The organism is Pseudomonas sp. Sample_23 (assembly GCF_004307595.1).
GTDB classification, from domain to species: Bacteria; Pseudomonadota; Gammaproteobacteria; order Pseudomonadales; family Pseudomonadaceae; genus Aquipseudomonas; species Aquipseudomonas atacamensis.
The window spans coordinates 65,387-82,959 of the sequence record NZ_RCNX01000032.1; the positions used below are offsets into that span (position 1 = coordinate 65,387).

The 17,573-nt window shown below is 61.3% G+C and carries 10 protein-coding genes; 5 read left to right on the top strand and 5 right to left on the bottom strand.

Features of this window, described 5'->3' with window-relative positions:
* Positions 1–5 precede the first annotated feature (5 nt).
* Positions 6–3,032 (top strand): FAD-binding and (Fe-S)-binding domain-containing protein, encoded by a 3,027-nt coding sequence (locus tag D8U82_RS06735; protein ID WP_130901928.1) that lies wholly within the window; start codon positions 6–8, stop codon positions 3,030–3,032.
* Here the strand turns inward: D8U82_RS06735 and D8U82_RS06740 are convergent.
* The gene (locus tag D8U82_RS06740) at positions 2,965–3,651 is read right to left on the bottom strand and encodes a paraquat-inducible protein A (RefSeq protein ID WP_130901921.1); all 687 of its coding nucleotides are present in this window, start codon (positions 3,649–3,651) and stop codon (positions 2,965–2,967) included. The genes D8U82_RS06735 and D8U82_RS06740 overlap by 68 nt on opposite strands.
* Entirely contained in the window at positions 3,648–4,244 is a 597-nt protein-coding gene (locus D8U82_RS06745; RefSeq protein ID WP_122612500.1) for a paraquat-inducible protein A, read from the bottom strand. Before D8U82_RS06745 ends, D8U82_RS06740 begins: the two co-directional genes overlap by 4 nt.
* A 170-nt stretch (positions 4,245–4,414) precedes the next feature.
* Here D8U82_RS06745 and D8U82_RS06750 point away from each other — a divergent pair, with 170 nt between their 5' ends.
* Positions 4,415–5,584: a DUF1624 domain-containing protein gene (locus D8U82_RS06750; RefSeq protein WP_130901922.1), complete on the top strand. Its 1,170-nt coding sequence runs from the start codon at positions 4,415–4,417 to the stop codon at positions 5,582–5,584.
* Between the two features lie 161 nt (positions 5,585–5,745).
* Here the strand turns inward: D8U82_RS06750 and D8U82_RS06755 are convergent, their stop codons facing one another.
* On the bottom strand, positions 5,746–7,137 hold the full coding sequence (locus D8U82_RS06755) for an aldehyde dehydrogenase family protein (RefSeq protein WP_130901923.1): 1,392 nt from the start codon (positions 7,135–7,137) through the stop codon (positions 5,746–5,748).
* A 103-nt stretch (positions 7,138–7,240) separates the two neighbouring features.
* On the opposite strand from D8U82_RS06755, the gene D8U82_RS06760 reads away from it, so the two are divergent.
* Positions 7,241–8,119 (top strand): LysR family transcriptional regulator, encoded by an 879-nt coding sequence (locus tag D8U82_RS06760; protein ID WP_038862196.1) that lies wholly within the window; start codon positions 7,241–7,243, stop codon positions 8,117–8,119.
* 12 nt (positions 8,120–8,131) lie between these two features.
* Here the strand turns inward: D8U82_RS06760 and D8U82_RS06765 are convergent, their stop codons facing one another.
* Positions 8,132–8,755, bottom strand: coding sequence for a glutathione S-transferase (locus tag D8U82_RS06765; RefSeq protein ID WP_130901924.1), 624 nt, complete (start codon positions 8,753–8,755; stop codon positions 8,132–8,134).
* A gap of 115 nt (positions 8,756–8,870) precedes the next feature.
* Complete coding sequence (locus tag D8U82_RS06770; protein WP_016775055.1) at positions 8,871–9,689, bottom strand: alpha/beta hydrolase; 819 nt, start codon at positions 9,687–9,689, stop codon at positions 8,871–8,873.
* A gap of 223 nt (positions 9,690–9,912) precedes the next feature.
* Here D8U82_RS06770 and D8U82_RS06775 point away from each other — a divergent pair, with 223 nt between their 5' ends.
* Together D8U82_RS06775 and D8U82_RS06780 are read left to right on the top strand one after the other, a co-directional pair.
* Positions 9,913–11,619 carry a ShlB/FhaC/HecB family hemolysin secretion/activation protein gene (locus D8U82_RS06775; RefSeq protein WP_130901925.1) on the top strand — a complete coding sequence of 569 codons (1,707 nt, stop codon included), beginning with the start codon at positions 9,913–9,915 and terminating at the stop codon, positions 11,617–11,619.
* A 25-nt stretch (positions 11,620–11,644) separates the two neighbouring features.
* Positions 11,645–17,573, top strand: a 5,929-nt coding sequence (locus D8U82_RS06780; RefSeq protein ID WP_130901926.1) for a filamentous hemagglutinin N-terminal domain-containing protein, incomplete at its 3' end; no start/stop codon positions are given.

A 17,573-nucleotide genomic window follows, 5' to 3' on the forward strand; every position in this document is an offset into this window, starting at 1 on the left:
GACCGATGATTGCCCAGCTGTCGCCTGCCAAAGCCCTGACCGGCGATTACCAACAATTCCTCGCCGCCCTGAAAGACAGCGGCTTTCGCGGTGAAATCAGCGCTGGTTACGCCAGCCGCGTGGTGCTCGCGACCGACAACTCGATCTATCAGCGCTTGCCGCAAGCGGCGGTGTTTCCGCTGGATGCGGACGATGTGGCACGGGTGGCGCGGCTGATTGCCGAACCAGCGTACGAGAAAGTGGTGATCACCCCGCGAGGCGGTGGTACCGGCACCAACGGTCAATCGCTGACGGACGGCATCGTCGTCGACCTGTCGCGGCACATGAATCGCATTCTGGAAATCAATGTTGAACAACGCTGGGTGCGCGTGCAGGCCGGGGTGGTCAAGGACCAGCTCAACGCCGCGCTGAAATCCGCCGGGCTGTTTTTTGCTCCGGAACTGTCGACCTCCAATCGCGCCACGGTCGGCGGCATGATCAACACCGACGCCAGCGGCCAGGGCAGTTGCACCTACGGCAAGACCCGCGACCATGTGCTGGAACTTGAAATGATCCTGCGCGGCGGCGAGCGTTTGCGCGGTCTGCCGCTGGCCGAGGATGAGCTTGCAGCGCAGTGCGCCCGCGATGATCGCGTCGGCGAAGTCTATCGTTGTGCGCGGCAGATCATTGATGAACAGGGCGAGCTGATCAAGGCACGCTTTCCCGATCTCAACCGCTGCCTGACCGGTTATGACCTGGCGCATCTGCGCGAGGCCGATCAGCGTTTCAACCTCAACAGCGTGCTCTGCGGCGCTGAGGGCTCGCTGGGCTTCGTCGTCGAAGCGCGGCTCAACGTACTGCCGATTCCCAAGCACACGATGCTGGTGAATATCCGCTACGCCGGGTTCATGGATGCCTTGCGTGATGCGCGGGCGTTGATGGCGCTCAAGCCGTTGTCGATTGAAACCGTCGACTCCAAAGTCTTGCTGTTGGCGATGCAGGACATCGTCTGGCACGGCGTTGCCGAATATTTTCCGGAAAACGCTGAGCGGCCGACTCTGGGCATCAACCTGGTCGAGTTCTGCGGTGACGATCCCGAAGATCTGCAACGCCGCGTCGAAGCGTTCCTCGAACATCTGCAAAACGACCGCACCGTGGAGCGCCTGGGCCATACGCTGGCGGTTGGTCAGGCAGCGGTGAACAAGGTCTATGGCATGCGCAAACGGGCGGTGGGCCTGCTCGGCAACGTCGCCGGTGAAGCCCGCCCACAGCCGTTCGTTGAAGACACCGCCGTGCCGCCGCAGCATTTGGCCGAATACATCGCCGAACTGCGCGACCTGCTCGACAGCCACGGCTTGCAGTACGGCATGTTCGGCCATGTCGACGCCGGCGTACTGCACGTGCGGCCGATCCTCGACATGAAAGACCCGCAGCAAGCGGCCCTGGTACGCCCGGTGTCCGATGGCGTAGCGGCGCTGACCCAGCGCTACGGCGGCCTGCTCTGGGGCGAGCATGGCAAGGGCCTGCGTTCGGAATACGCGCCGGCATTCTTCGGCGAGTTGTACCCGGCGCTGCAAGCCTTGAAAGCCGCGTTCGACCCATTCAACCAGTTCAACCCGGGCAAAATCGCTACGCCGGCCAACAGCGGCGCAGCACTGCTGAAGATCGACGAAGTGACCCTGCGCGGCGAGCTGGATCGGCAGATCGACGAAAAAGTCTGGCAAAGCTACGGCGCGGCCATGCACTGCAATGGCAACGGCGCCTGCTACAACTTCGATCCCGATGACGCCATGTGCCCGTCGTGGAAAGCCACCCGCGAACGCGCGCAATCGCCCAAGGGCCGCGCTTCGCTGATTCGCGAATGGCTGCGGTTGCAGGGCGAGGCGGGCGTCGATGTGCTCTCGGACGCAATCCGAAAACCGGCGTTTTTCAGCACGCTGTGGCAGCGCTGGCGCAACAGTCGCGATCCATCGGCGGATTTTTCCCATGAGGTGTACGACGCCATGGCCGGTTGCCTGGCCTGCAAATCCTGCGCGGGGCAGTGCCCGGTGAAGGTCAACGTGCCGGAATTTCGCTCGCGTTTTCTCGAGCTGTATCACAGTCGTTATCTGCGTCCGGCGCGGGACTATCTGATTGCCTCGCTGGAATACACCATTCCATACATGGCGAGGGTACCGGCGCTTTATAACGGTCTGATGGGTGCTGGCTGGGTGCGTGGCGCGCTGGCGCGGATCGGTGGCATGGTCGATGTGCCGCTGCTCAGCCGTTTCGATTTCCACGCGGCGATGCGCCGTTGGCAGGTGCAGCCAGCAACGGTTGCAACGCTGTCGGCGCTAACCCGAGGGCAGCGCGAACGCAGCGTGGTCATCGTGCAGGACGCCTTCACCCGCTACTTCGAAGCGCCGCTGCTGGCTGATCTGGTCGAGCTGATTTCGCGCCTGGGTTATCAGGTCTATCTCGCGCCGTTCAGCGCCAACGGCAAACCGCTGCACGTGCAGGGCTTTCTCTCGGCGTTCAATCGCGCGGCGTTGCGTAACGCTGAGCAGTTGCAGGCGCTGGCGCAGACCGGCGTGCCGCTGCTGGGGCTGGATCCGGCGATGACTCTGGTCTATCGCCAGGAATACCTGAAAGTACCGGGCCTGAATGAGTGCCCAGAAGTAGCGCTGGTGCAGGAATGGTTACTCAAGGTCATGCCGGAGCAGACGCCTGAGGCTCAGCCCAAAGCGTTCCGTCTGCTCGCCCATTGCACGGAGAAAACCAACGCGCCGGCCGCGACCCGCCAGTGGGAACAGGTCTTCGAACGTGCCGGTCTGAAGCTGGCCACGCAGGCTACCGGTTGCTGCGGCATGTCCGGTACTTACGGCCACGAAGCACGCAATCGCCAGACCTCAGCCGTCATTTACGAGCAGTCGTGGGCGCGCCAGGTGCAGGCTCCGGCGGAGCAGGGCGAGGCGTTGGCGACCGGCTACTCCTGCCGCAGCCAGGTCAAGCGCCAGTCGGATCAGGCGCTGCGCCATCCGTTGCAGGTGCTGCTCCAGACGCTGCGTCGCTGACCGTGTCGCTGGTGTCCCTGTCCCAGATCAGGCGTGGGTCGAAACTCATCGCCGCGAGCATGGTGAACACCACGACCAGGCCGAAGAACAGGATGCCCGGTCGTGGCTCGATATCGCCCAGCGCCTGGAACTTCACCAGCGCCGCGACCAGCGCGACCACCAGCACATCGAGCATCGACCAGTAGCCGATCAGTTCGACGAAGCGGTACAGCTTCGAACGCTCCCTGCGCGCCCAATCGCTGTTGCGCTGCACGGTGACCAGCAGCAAAGTCAGGGCGACGAACTTGACCCCCGGCACCGCGATGCTGGCGATGAAAATGATCAGGGCGATGTCCCACGCTCCGGCCTCCCAGAACTCCAGCACGCCACTCATGATCGTGCTGTCGGCGCCGTTGCCGAGCATCACCGTATTCATCACCGGCAGCAGATTGGCGGGAACATAAAACGCCAGCGCGGCGATCATGTACGCCCAGGTGCGCGTCAGCGAATTGGTCTTGCGCCGATGCAACGGCGCATCACAGCGTGGGCATTCGTGTGGCTCGTCGGTCATGTCACAGGCCAGGCCACAGCTGTGGCACAGGCACAGGTTGAGTTCGCTGGCGGTCGGTGGACGCTTCATAAAATGTCCCAGAGTTCGCGGATGTCACGGCCGGCAATGCGGATCATCATCAGGCTCAGCACCGCCAGGGCGAACAGGCCGATTCCCGGCAGCACATCGAGCAGGCCGGCGAGTTTGAACACCGCGACCATCGCGCCCAGCAGGCACACCTCGAGCATGCTCCACGGGCGCAGGGTTTCCAGCCAGCGCATGCACAGATTGAACCCCGGTGCCCGCCTCATGCCGAGGGCGAAACTCAACACCCAGACCAGCAACACTAGTTGAAATGCCGGGGCGATGATGATTGCGATCGCCGCGACCATGGCGATAAAGGTGATCGGTCCCTGGCTCAGCGCGAGCACCGAATCCCACAGGGTTGCGCTGTTTTTCATGCCTTTGAGGCTGATGCTCATCACCGGGTAGAAATTGGCGAACAGCCACAGCATCGCGGCCGTGAACGTCAGCGCCAGACGCTGCTCGATGGTCAGGCCGTTGAAGCGCTGCAGCACGCCACCGCAGCGTACGCACAGGGTTTTCTGGTGTTTGCCGAGCACGACTTTCTCGTACACACAATCACAGTGCTCGCAGATGATCAGGTGTTCGGTATTGACCATGGACAGCGCTCAAGGGCAGGGCGGACCTGTTCACTATAGAAGGCTGGCGCTGATGGGCAACTTTGATGGTGCATGTTTGGGTTTTGTTTTTCTGGTGTTATAAGGTAACGCGAAATTTGCGGGCGGCGTTGTGGCTGTCCGGTGTTATTCCTCTCGATTGCGAAAGACCCATGCCCCCTGTGCTTCCCCGTTCTGCCCCGTTGACGACTGGCCGGCTGCTATCCATTGATGCGCTCAGAGGCCTGGTGATCCTGTTCATGCTGCTCGATCACGTACGTGAAACCTTTCTCTTGCACCGACAGGTCTCCGATCCGATGGACATCGCCAGCACCGAGCCGGCGTTGTTTTTCAGCCGCACATTGGCGCATCTGTGTGCGCCGGTGTTCGTCTTGCTGACCGGTTTGTCGGCATGGCTCTACGGCGAAAAATACGCCGGCAAAGCCGATGTCAGCGCGTTTCTGTTCAAGCGCGGATTGTTCCTGGTGGCGCTGGAATTCACTTTGGTCAACTTCGCCTGGACCTTCCAGTTGCCGCCGAGCGTGATCTACCTGCAAGTGATCTGGGCGATCGGCCTGAGCATGATTGCGCTGGCGCTGCTGGTCTGGTTGCCACGTGCGCTGCTGCTGACGCTGAGCGTGGCGATCATCGCCGGGCACAACCTGCTCGACGCGGTGCATTTCCCGGTTGAGTCGGCGATGCATGTGCCTTGGGCGATTCTGCATGATCGAGGTTGGATCGAGATCAGCGAAACCCTGCGCCTGCGCACCTCGTACCCGCTGCTGCCGTGGATTGGTGTAATCGGCCTGGGCTATGCGCTGGGGCCGTGGTTTGCTCGCGGCATGGACGCGGCGGAGCGTCAGCGTCGTTTGCTGATTGCCGGGGCCGCTGGATTGCTGGGCTTTGTGGTGCTGCGCTTGATCAATGGCTACGGCGAAAAACCGTGGGCGATCAGCGATTCGCTGGTGCAGACACTGATGAGCTTTTTCAACATCACCAAATACCCGCCATCGCTGCTGTTTCTCGCGCTGACTGTGAGCTTAGGGCTGTTGCTGTTGCTCGCCTTTGAGCGTGTGCAGAGTCGCCGCTGGATTGGCTGGCTGACGGTGTTCGGCTCGGCGCCGATGTTTTTCTATCTGCTGCATCTGTATGCGTTGAAGGTGTTGTACCTGATTGGCGTGGCGCTGTTCGGCCTGAATCAGGGCAGCTATTTCGGCTTTTCGACGGTGACGGCGGTGTGGCTGGCGGCGGTGGTTCTTGCCGTGGTGCTGTTCCCGGCAGTGCGCTGGTTTTCGGCACTGAAAGCGCGGCGCCGGGACATCAGTTGGTTGAAGTATCTGTAAATCGAAGCAGAGCATGTGGGAGTCGTGCCCCAAATCATCTGCGCAACCGTGCCCCTGTGGGAGCGAGCCTGCTCGCGAAGAGGTGTGTCAGTCGATGCAGCAGTGACTGACAGGACGCTTTCGCGAGCAGGCTCGCTCCCACAGGTTTTACAGCACCCGGCTTATTTACGATCCAGCCATACGGTCTGCGCGTTGCAGAATTCCCGTACGCCAAAGTGCGACAGCTCACGACCGAAGCCGCTCTTCTTCACGCCGCCGAAGGTCACACGAGGATCGCTCGCCGAGTAGCCGTTGATGAACACGCCGCCGGTTTCCAGTTCGCTGGTCAGTTGCTCGGCCAGCGCGACGTTGGCGGTGTAGATCGTGGCGGTCAGGCCGAAATCGCTGTCGTTGGCCAAGGCCACGGCGTGTGCGCAATCGCGGGCGGTGATAATCGAAGCGACCGGGCCAAACAGCTCTTGCTTGAACGAAGTCATGCGGTCGGTGACATCGGCCAGTACCGTCGGCTCATAGTAGTTGCCCGAACCCTCAACCTTGCTGCCGCCGAGCAGCAGCGTCGCGCCTTCCTCCAACGTGTCACGCACTTGCTGATCCAATTCATCACGCAGATCGAAGCGCGCCATCGGCCCGATATAGGTGTCCGCATTCAGCGGATCGCCCATCTTCAACTGGCGTGTCGCTTCAACGAACTTGCGGGTGAATTCCTCGACCACGCCTTGTTCGATGATCAGACGCTTGGCAGCCGCGCAAACCTGGCCGGAGTTCTGATAACGACCGACCACCGCCGCGTGCACCGCCTCATCCAGATCAGCATCGTTGAGCACGATGAACGGATCGGAGCCGCCGAGTTCCAGCACGCATTTCTTCAATGCCGCACCGGCCTGAGCGCCGATGGCCATGCCGGCGCGGACGCTGCCAGTCAGGGTCACAGCGGCGATGCGCGAATCGGCGATGGCGCTGGAAACGCCTTCCGGGGTGACGTTGATCACTTCAAACACGCCCTCGGGGAAACCGGCGCGAACAAACGCATCGCGCAGCAGGTAAGCGCTGCCCATCACGTTTGGCGCATGCTTGAGCACGTAAGTGTTGCCAGCGATCAACGTCGGCACCGCGCCGCGCAGCACTTGCCAGATCGGGAAATTCCACGGCATCACCGCCAGAATCGGCCCCAGCGGACGGTATTCGATACGCGCCTTGCCGCCTTCAACCTGAGTGGCTTCGGCGTCGAGCATGGCCGGGCCATGTTCCGCGTACCACTCGCAGAGCTTGGCGCATTTCTCGATTTCGCCACGGGCCTGGGCGATCGGCTTGCCCATTTCCCGGGTGATCATGGTTGCCATCGCTTCTGAGGTTTCACGCAGCGCGCCGGCGAGTGCGGTCAAAAGACGCGAACGATCCTGCAGCGGCTTGCGCTTCCACTTGCCAAAAGCAAAGGCAGCGCGAGTCAGCGCCGCATCAAGGGCAGCGGCGGATTCAAACGCGTAATGCCCGATCTGCTCGCCGGTGGCTGGGTTGATCGAGATGGCGTGGGTCTGGCTGGAAATCTGGCTCATGACGTTGTCCTGTAGGTTCGTCGGATGGGCCTAGAGTAGGGTGGCGTTAGTTTTCTGGAAACTGAATAATAAAGAGCGTTTCCTTCACGATTGGAGAATGACTGTGGATCTGGTGCAACTGGAAATCTTCAAAGCGGTGGCCGAGCACGGCAGCATCAGCGCTGCCGCCACGCAGATTCATCGCGTGCCGTCGAACCTGACCACGCGGATCAAACAGCTTGAGCAGGATCTCGGCGTCGATCTGTTTATCCGCGAGAAAAGCCGTCTGCGCCTGTCGCCGGCCGGGTGGAGTTTTCTCGAATACACGCGGCGTATTCTCGATCTGGTGCAGGAAGCCCGCGCTACGGTGGCAGGGGAAGAACCTCAAGGCGCGTTCCCTCTGGGCTCGCTGGAAAGTACCGCAGCGGTGCGTATTCCCGAACTGTTGGCGGCGTACAACCAGCAGCACCCGAAGGTCGACCTCGACCTGTCCACCGGGCCATCGGGGACGATGATCGACGGCGTGCTGTCCGGGCGTCTCGCCGCTGCATTCGTCGACGGCCCGGTGCTGCATCCGGCCCTGGAGGGTGTGCCGGCGTTCGAGGAGGAAATGGTCATCATCGCGCCGCTCAATCATTCACCGGTCGAACGTGCGGCGGACGTTAACGGCGAGAATATCTACGCCTTCCGTTCCAACTGTTCCTACCGTCACCATTTTGAAAAATGGTTCAGCACTGACGCTGCCGTACCCGGCAAGATCTTCGAAATGGAGTCCTACCACGGCATGCTCGCCTGCGTCAGCGCCGGTGCCGGACTGGCGCTGATGCCGCGCAAAATGCTGCAGAGCATGCCCGGCAGCGCGACGGTCAGCGTCTGGCCGCTGACCGCGGACTTCCGCTATCTGACTACGTGGCTGGTGTGGCGCCGGGGCACGGTGTCGCGCAGTCTGAGCATGTTCGTGCGTTTGCTTGAAGAGCGGGGCGTGGTGCGTGAGCAAGCCTGATCGAGCGCATCTTTATGGCGTGCCATTGCGCCCGTACAAACGATAACCGTCGCGCTGATTCAAGCGATCGTAATAGGCGCGCACCGCAGCCAGATTCCCGTGATCGAGCGGCGTTTCGAACCAGCGATTCACTGACAGCCCGATCGGAATGTCCGCCAGGGAAAACTGCTCGCCACTGACGTAAGCGCCGGTCTTCTCCAGTTGGCGATCAAGGATTTCCATGTTCCGCGTCCAGTCCCGGCAACCGGCGGCCAGGGCATCCCGGTCCTGATAGTCCGGTGACTTGCGCACCAGTGCCATCAGCGGGTATGACCACGAACGATTCAGCTCCGAGGCCTGCCAGTCGATCCATTGATCGACCCGCGCCCGGGCAATAGGCTCAGCGGGATACAAATGCGCACCGCCGTAACGCGTCGCCAGATAACGAATGATTGTGTTGGATTCCCAGAGAGTGAAATCGCCGTCCTGGATCACCGGCACCATGGCGCAGGGATTGAGCGCGAGAAACTCCTGTGTGTTTGGCGACTGGAAGCCCGAACCCCAGTCTTCGCGCTCGAACGGGATGTCCAGTTCAGCACAGGTCCACAGCACTTTGCGAACGTTGATCGATGAGGCTTTGCCGAGTATTCGCAGCATTGGATTTCCTTCTCCGGGTAGTGGACGCAGAAAAATACCATAGCGCAAAACACAAGGCCCGCATCGCGCGGGCCTTGGTTCATCAGCATCTGACTACGGCTTTTGCCGGGCGGAATTACCGATTGAGGAACGCCAGCAGATCCTCATTCAACGCCTGCGCGTGGGTCACGGCGAACCCGTGCGGCGCGCCGGCGTAGACCTTCAACTCGGCGCCTTTGATTTGCGCGGCCGCCTGCTTGCCGGTGGTTTCGAATGGCACGATCTGGTCGCCGTCGCCATGGATCACCAGAGTCGGCACATCGATCTTGGCCATGTCCGGGCGGAAGTCGGTTTCCGAGAACGCGGTGACGCAGTCGACGGTGCCCTTGAGCGATGCCATCAGCGCAATGTTCAGGGTTTGCGTGAGCACGCCGTCAGAGACTTTCTGGCCCTGATTGGTGCCGTAGAACGGCGCGTTGAAATCAGCGATGAACTGCGCGCGATCTTTCAGCAGGCCAGCCTTGATGCCGTCGAATACCGATTTGTCGACGCCGTCAGCGAAGTCGGCTTTCTTGCCGAACAGCGGCGTGACCGCACCGAGCAATACCAGGCCGGCAACGCGCTCGCTGCCGTGGCGGGCGATGTAGCGGCTGACGTCGCCGCCACCCATGGAGAAGCCGACCAGGGTCACGTCGCGCAGGTCCAAATGGTTGATCAGGCCAGCGATGTCATCGGCGAAAGTGTCGTAGTCGTAGCCGGTCCATGGTTGATCGGAGCGACCGAAACCACGGCGGTCGAAGGCGATGGTGCGATAGCCGCGACTGCTCAGGTATTCCATCTGGTATTCCCACATGTCGGCATCCAGCGGCCAGCCGTGGCTGAACAGCACGGGCTTGCCGCTGCCCCAGTCCTTGTAATAGATCTCGGTGCCGTCTTGGGTTTTGAAGGTGCTCATGCAAACTCCTTGTGATCGTGTGTGGCAAGAATAGATGCCGAATGGGCAACGGCCACTATCCGCGCAAAACGCGCCCGTCACTTGTACGCAGGTGCTGGTTTCACCCGTATGAAAGCGCGGCAAATCCCGATGAGCGGAACAAACTTAAGTTTGACGTCAAAATGATGGCCCTCTAATATCGCGCCACTATTTTGATGTCACTTTTTGTGTCGAGGGATCGAACATGTTTTCACCCGCCTTCACGGCGCGGTTGTGCCTGGCGCTGCTCTGCCTCTCTCCGCTTGAATCTGCCTGGGCCGCGCCCACTCCCGGTGAAACCGACCTGATCCGCGAACGTCAGAACCGGTTGCTCGAAGAGCAGCAGCGGCGCCTCGAAGAACTCAAGGATCTGCCCGGCAAAGACGCCAAACCGGCGCAACCGACAGCACCCGCCGATACGCGCTGCTTCAACATCAAGGACATCGAACTCAAAGGTGCAGACAGCCTCTCGGAGCGCGAGAAGACGCGTCTGCTCAAGCCTTATATCGGCGAATGCCTCGGCGTGCCGCAGCTCAACGAGCTGCTCAAAGTCATCACCGACCATTACATCGAAAAAGGTCTGGTCACCAGCCGCGCTTATCTGCCGCAACAGGATCTGTCCGCCGGGCACCTGAAAGTGCTCGTGGTCGAAGGCAAGCTCGAAGGCATGAAGGGCGCGGAAAACAGCCGGCTCTCGGATCGCGAACTGGCCATGGCCTTTCCCGGCAAAAGCGGTGAACTGGTCAACCTGCGCGAGATCGAGCAGATGGTCGACCAGCTCAATCGCCTGCCGTCCAACCAGGCCAAAATGGAGCTGGCGCCGGGGCAGAATGTCGGCGGCAGCGAGGTGCGCGTGACCAACACGCCGCAGAAGCCATGGCGCGCCGGCCTGTCGCGCAGCAACGACGGTCAGCGCAGCACCGGCGAGCAGCAGTGGGGTACATCGTTCGACTGGGATAGCCCGCTGGGTCTGGCCGACCAGCTGAGCCTGCGCGGCGGTCACGATGCGATGACCGATCACCAGCACACTTCCAACAACGCCATGCTCAATTACAGCCTGCCGTGGGGCTGGTGGACGTTCAGTTACACCTACAGCCAGAGCGAGTACCGCTCGCAGATCGCCGCCAACGGCTACAACTTCAAGCAGACCGGCGACAGCGAAAACCATCAGTTGCGCGCCGAACGCGTGATCCATCGCGACGCGGTCAGCAAGACCTCCCTCAGTGCGGGACTTTCGTACCTGCGCAGCAACAACTTCATCGAAGACAGCAAACTCAAACTGAGCAGCAATCGCATCAGCGAAGCGCAATTCGGCTTCAACCACGGCCGTCGTGTCGGCAGCGCGTTCGTCAACTTCGACGCTGGCGTGCAGGAGGGCATTGGTGCTTTCGATGCGCAGGGCAGTCACGATCCCGGTCCCGGCGAACCGGACGCACGCTATCGCAAATACACCGCAACCCTGAGCTATTTGCAGCCGTTCAAAATGCTCGGTGAGTCCTTCAGCTTCAGCAGCCTGATGACCGGCCAGCGCAGCGAAGACGTGCTGTTCAGCCCACAGCGCACCAGCCTCGGCGGCTCGGCGTCGATCCGCGGCTACAAGGATCAATCGCTGTCCGGCGACAGTGGTGGCTACTGGCGCAACGACCTGCGCTGGAGCCGCCCGGTGACGGCCGAATGGCTGCAACCGGTGTTCGCCGAATACGGCACCAGCCTCGGTTACGACCAGGGCGTAATTCGCGGCGATCGCTACAACGGCGATCAGCACGGACGCATGTCGAGCAACTCGCTGGAGCTGTTCGCACGTGGTCAGCATGTGGCCGCCAGCGTGACTTTCGCGCATTCCCTGGAACGACCGGACGCGCTGACCGAGCGTGAAGCGCCGATCTATTTCCGCCTGGATTTCTTCATTTAATTTTTGCCCGCTTCGAGATTCTGATATGGACATTCGCCACCTGGCCTTCCTGGCCAGCCAACCTTCTGCGGCCGTAAAAAAGCGCGAGCAATTCTGCGGCATGCCCAAGCGTGGTCTGGCCTTTTTGCTGGCGAACGTCATGTTCTGGCAACCGGTGTGGGCGCAGGCGGACGGCATCGTTGTCAGTGCCCCCGGCACCAGTCTGGATCGCGCCGGCAATGGCGTGCCAATCGTCAACATCGCAGCGCCCAATGGCAGTGGCCTGTCGCATAACCATTTCCACGATTACAACGTCGGTGCGCAAGGCGTCATCCTCAACAACGCCGCCGACCGCATGCAACAGACGCAACTGGGCGGGATCATTCTCGGCAACCCGAACCTGCGTGGCGCAGCGGCACAAACCATCCTCAACGAAGTCAATGGCGGCAGCCCGAGCCAGTTGCGCGGCTACACCGAAGTCGCAGGGCAATCGGCACGGGTGATCGTTTCCAATCCTTACGGCATCAGTTGCAACGGTTGCGGTTTCATCAACACGCCACGTGTCACGCTGACCACCGGTAAACCGGTGCTCGACAACGGTCGCCTGGAGCGCTTTCAGGTCGATCAGGGAAGCGTTTCGATTGACGGCGTCGGTCTTGATGCGAGCAACGTCGACAGTTTCGAAATCATTACCCGCAGTGCGCAGATCAATGCACAGATCCACGCAAAAAACCTGAACATCACCACCGGCCGCAACGACGTCAACGCCGACACGCTCAGCGCCACCGCCCGTGCCGATGACGGCAGCGCCAGACCGCAACTGGCCATCGACTCCTCGGCGCTCGGCGGCATGTATGCCGGCGCCATCAAACTGGTCGGCACCGAGCAGGGCGTTGGCGTGAAGCTGGCAGGGGATCTTGCCGCCAGCGCAGGTGACATCCGGATCGACGCCAAGGGCCAACTGACCCTGGCCAAAGTCACGGCGGGTAATGCCGTCGATGTAAAGGCCAAAAGTCTCGATGCCCAGGGCGCGGTTTATGCCGGTACGCAGGTCACCGTACAAACCGCCGAAGACCTGATCAATCGCCAAAGCCTCGCTGCCCGTGACAGCGTCAGCCTGAGCAGCGGCGGCAGGCTGACCAACGCTGGTGTGATTGAAGCCGGGGTGAACGCAGACAACAGCCGCAACGCCAAGGGTGATCTGTCGATCAACAGTGCTTCGGTGAGCAACAGTGGCAGCGTTCTGGCCAGCCGCACATTGCACGCCAGCGCAGCCGACACGTTCGAGAACCAGAACGGTACCGTGCAGGCTCAAGACCTCACTCTGAACGCGGCGCGCCTGGTCAACCAAGGTGTGAATGCGCGTGTGTATGGTGAAACCCGTCTGGTCGTGAGCGCGCCGGCCATCGTCAACCTCAGCGGCCTGATTCGCTTCGCCGATGGGCAAGCGGCAACACTGGTGGTCGACAGTATCGACAACCGTCAGGGCCGTATCGAAATCGCCGGCGGCAGCCTCAAGCTCAATGCTCAGGAGGTAAAAAACACCGGCGGCAAAGTGATCGCCGGTCGCCTCGACGTGGACGCCCGTCAACTGGACAACAGCGGCGGCCTGATCGGCGCCAGCGACGGTGAGGCCAAGGTTGTCGCCCGCGAACGTCTGAATAACGGCGCGGGCAAGATCCAGGCGAAAACCACACTGGCACTGTCGGGAGGGGAGTTGCTCAATCAGGGTGGGACGCTGGCTGCCGACGCCATTCACGTCACGGCCACTCGCCTTGATAACAGCGCCAAGGGTGTGATCAGCGCGGAAAACGGTGCTGCTGATCTGACGCTGATGCAGGATTTCGACAACCACGACGGCAAGGTGCAAGCCTCGGATCGCTTGACCATCACTGCGCAGAGCATCAACAACCGCAACGCAAGTCTGACGGGCAAAAACCTCGAGGTGGCCAGTCGCGGCACGCTGGATAATACGCAAGGCACGATTTCGTCCGATGACAGCGTGGTTTCCAGTGCAGACCTGGATAATAGCCTTGGCCTGATCCAGGGGACCGATCGCCTGAGCCTGACCGCGCAAGATCTGCAAAACGCCAGCGGCCAACTTTTGGGCGGCATCGTCGACGCAAACCTGCGCAATCTGACCGGCAACAACGACGGCACGCTCAGCGCCGAAACCGGGCAACTGACGCTCCACGTCCAGCAGCACTTGAACAACGCATTGGGCCGTCTGCAATCCATCAAAGGCGATGTGGAACTGCGTGCCAGCTCTGTCGATAACCGTGGCGGTGTAGTCGCCGCCCGGCAATTGCTGGTGTTGGCCAAGGACGGACACGTCGACAACCGTGGCGGGCGGATGATCGCCGACGGCCTGGAGTTGCACGCGGCCAGCCTTGATAACCGTGCCAACGGGTTGTTGGCCGCAGGTGCCGATGGCGCGCGGTTGATCCTCAAGCAAACCTCGCCGGGCCAGTCGCAACTGCTGAATCAACAGGGCCGGATTCAGAGCGAAGGTCAGTTGCACATCGACGGTGACGAGGTCGACAACAGCGCCGGTGTCCTGCTTGGCAACGCTATCGACATCAATGCCAAACAACTTGGCAACAACGACAAGGGCGGCATCGTCGGTAATGGCGGCGATGTCGTCCTCAACATTGCCGGAGTCTTCAGCAACGTCACCGGTCTGGTCGACGCTGGCGCACAGCGCTTGCTCCTTGATCAACTGACCTCGCTGGATAACCGGGGCGGCACCTTGCAAGGCAAGCGCCTGGACATCAATAGCGCCTGGATCAACAACAACGCTGCCGGGCAGATCATCGCTGGCAGCGACGGCCTGAAGATTACTGGCAAAACACTGCTCAATCAGCAAGGTGTGATTCTGGCCAACGGCAGCCATGCCGAACTGGCGCTGAACAACGGCAATTTGCAAAACCAGGGCGGCACGCTGCAAGCCGACTCGGTGAGCATCACCAGTGCCGACCTCGACAACAGTGCAGCCAGCGGCAAGGCCGGGCTGATTTCCAGCCTGATTGATGACTTGACGCTGACCGTGACGCGCCTGGCTAACCGCGCCGGCAAGATGTTCGGCAAGGATCAGGTGATCTTCACTGGTACCAGCCTGGACAACACCAGCGGCGAGATCAGCGGTAATCAGCTGGGGCTCGAAGCCGTCGGGCAGGTCCTCAATCAGGGCGGCCTGATCGAATCGGCAAACAGCCTCAAGCTGACTGCCTACGGCTTGGATAACAGCGCCGGTGGCCAGCTCCGCGCCCTCGGTGGCGCTGCGAGTCAGATCAAGTTGACCGGCAATCTGAACAACCAGAGCGGCGTGATCGAAATCGGCAGTCAGGACCTGCTGCTGTCGGGTGCCGAAATCAATAACTTCAGCGGCAATGTGCGCCACGCGGCGCAGGGCCTTTTCGACCTGGATGTGAGCCAACTGGCCAACAACCAGGGCAGTCTCACCGGGCTGGGCAATGGTGTATGGGATGTCGGCTCGGTCAACGGTGTTGGTACCTGGCAACTGAACGGCGGGCTGACCTACACCAGTGCGCAGAACCTGACGCTCAATGCTGGCGAACGGATCGCCAGTGCTTCGGCGCTCAGCCTCAACGTGGCCAACCTGAACAATGCCGGACAATTGCTCAGCGGCGGCGATCTGGCGCTGACCCTCGGCGGCAATCTGCTCAACAGCGGCAAAGTCTCCGCGCAGCAGAAACTCACGATCAGCGCCAACGACGTGATCCAGCAGGACGGGCGACTGGTTAGCGGCGGCGACACCGTGATGACCTTGCGCGGCACACTGGACAATCTCGGTCGCCTGATCGCCAACCAGAACCTCACGGTGACGGCGGCACGGATCAATAACAAAGGCACCCTCGGCGCCCAAGGCAATCTCGAATTCACCGCCGCCAACGGTCTCTACAACGATGCCGACACGCTGCTGTTCAGCGGCGGCACGATGAAGCTGCACGGCAACAGCCTGAATAACTATTACGGCGATATTTACAGCCGCGGCAGCATGAGCTTCGACGCTGTCGATGGCGGGCGCGCGGCGTTGTTCAGCAACTTGTCGGGCACCATCGAAGGCGAGGGTGACGTCGATATCAACGCGGTTTCCTTCGAAAACGCCAAAGCCGAGTTCGAGCTGACTTCCGGTCAGTCGTCCGGCAGTTTGAGCTGGGTGTGCGGTCAGCACTGCGATGGTGGTGATGGCTGGAAGCGCGGCACCATCACCATCACTACCCAATTCAACGACGAGGTGCTCAAGGACTCGCGCGCGGCGCGATTCGTGGCAGGCAAGAACTTCACCATCCACGCCAACCAGGTTGAAAACCGTTACAGCCTGCTGGCCGCCAACGGCGACCTGACCGTGACGGCTGACAGCCTGCTGAACCAGGGCGCGGAGTCGCGTTCGGGGACGCGCGTGGTGAAAAGGGGCACCCCTGGGCGTATCGACAACAGCCTCTGGGACAAGATGGAGTTCGTCGATGTTCCGGCGTTCAACGCGGCTACCGCGGCCGGCAACTTCGATCAGGCGCGGTTCGATGAACTGATCAGTCGCTCCAGTGATTCGCGATTCTCTTTGATGAGTGACGTCACCACCTGGAATGCAAACGGCAACGCCGTTTACGCTGCGGTGATGCAGGCCGGCGGCAAGGTCAAGCTCGACGTCACCAACAGCATCCAGAACGGCACGCTATACGACAACACTTATGGTCAACTGACAGGTTCCCTGGCCAGCGACCAGACAGACGCGGTCGGCGGCATCAACATCAACCTGGGCAAACGTAGCACCGACGCTGTCGCCCAAACCTCCAGATCCGTTACCCGTATCGAGCATGTCGACGCCGATGGCGTGAAGCAGATCAGCTTCACACCGGTGGACTTCAAAGGTGTGCCGTTCGCCGCAGTCGACCCGACGGCTTCCTCGACCTTCCGGTTGCCGAAAGGCCCGTACGGCATGTTCGTGCAAAGCACGAATCCGCAGAGCCGTTATCTGATCGAAACCAACCCAGAGCTGACTCAGACGACGGCGTTCATGAGCTCCGACTACCTGCTCGGCAAGCTCGACTTCAGCGCCGATGAAGCGGCGCGTCGCCTCGGTGACGGTCGCTATGAATCGCGGCTGATCAGCGACGCCGTCATGGCCCAGACCGGCCAGCGTTTTCTCGCCGGTGGCCTGGAGAACGACTACGAGCAATTTCGTTATCTGATGGATAACGCGCTCGCCAGCAAAAACCACCTGAACCTGTCGGTCGGCGTCAGCCTGACCTCGGCGCAGGTCGCTGCGCTGACCCACGACATTGTCTGGATGGAAGAGCGCATCGTCGACGGCCAGAAAGTGCTGGTGCCGGTGTTGTATCTGGCGCAGGCCGAGTCGCGCAACGTGCGCGGTGGCAGCCTGATTCAGGGCCGAGATCTGGAAATGCTGGCCGGTAGCGATCTGGTCAACGTCGGCACATTGAAGGCCAGCAACGACGTGTCCGTCGACGTCAAGGGCAGTCTCTATCAGGGCGGTCTGGTCGAAGCCGATGAGCGCATCAAACTCATGGCCACCGACAGCATCCGCAACGCACTGGCCGGCGAAATCCGCGGCAATCAGGTCGAACTGACGACACTCAAGGGCGATATCGTCAACGATCGCACCGCCATCGCTGTACGTGATGGCAGCGGCATGCGCACCCTTGTCGACGACGGCGGCTTCATCAGCGCTCGCGACAGCCTGACCATCAAGTCCGGACAGGATCTGACCAACGCGTCTGCCATCAGCAGCGGCGGTGACGCCAGCCTGAGTGCAGCGCGCGACATCAACCTGTTGGCGACACGCGACGAAGACGAACTCCACGAATCGTTCGATGGCGGCCATCGCTCAGTCATTACCACCACCGTGGAAAACCTCGCGTCGACAGTGAAAACCGGCGGCGACCTGAAGCTCGATGCCGGTCGCGACATCAACGTCGTCGCCAGCACAGCCG

Bases quoted from the DNA above. Each gene is read 5' to 3' on its own strand.
- D8U82_RS06735 (WP_130901928.1), top strand. From the start codon at position 6: ATGATTGCCCAGCTGTCGCCTGCCAAAGCCCTGACCGGCGATTACCAA.
- D8U82_RS06740 (WP_130901921.1), bottom strand. From the start codon at position 3,651: ATGAAGCGTCCACCGACCGCCAGCGAACTCAACCTGTGCCTGTGCCAC.
- D8U82_RS06745 (WP_122612500.1), bottom strand. From the start codon at position 4,244: ATGGTCAATACCGAACACCTGATCATCTGCGAGCACTGTGATTGTGTG.
- D8U82_RS06750 (WP_130901922.1), top strand. From the start codon at position 4,415: ATGCCCCCTGTGCTTCCCCGTTCTGCCCCGTTGACGACTGGCCGGCTG.
- D8U82_RS06755 (WP_130901923.1), bottom strand. From the start codon at position 7,137: ATGAGCCAGATTTCCAGCCAGACCCACGCCATCTCGATCAACCCAGCC.
- D8U82_RS06765 (WP_130901924.1), bottom strand. From the start codon at position 8,755: ATGCTGCGAATACTCGGCAAAGCCTCATCGATCAACGTTCGCAAAGTG.
- D8U82_RS06770 (WP_016775055.1), bottom strand. From the start codon at position 9,689: ATGAGCACCTTCAAAACCCAAGACGGCACCGAGATCTATTACAAGGAC.
- D8U82_RS06775 (WP_130901925.1), top strand. From the start codon at position 9,913: ATGTTTTCACCCGCCTTCACGGCGCGGTTGTGCCTGGCGCTGCTCTGC.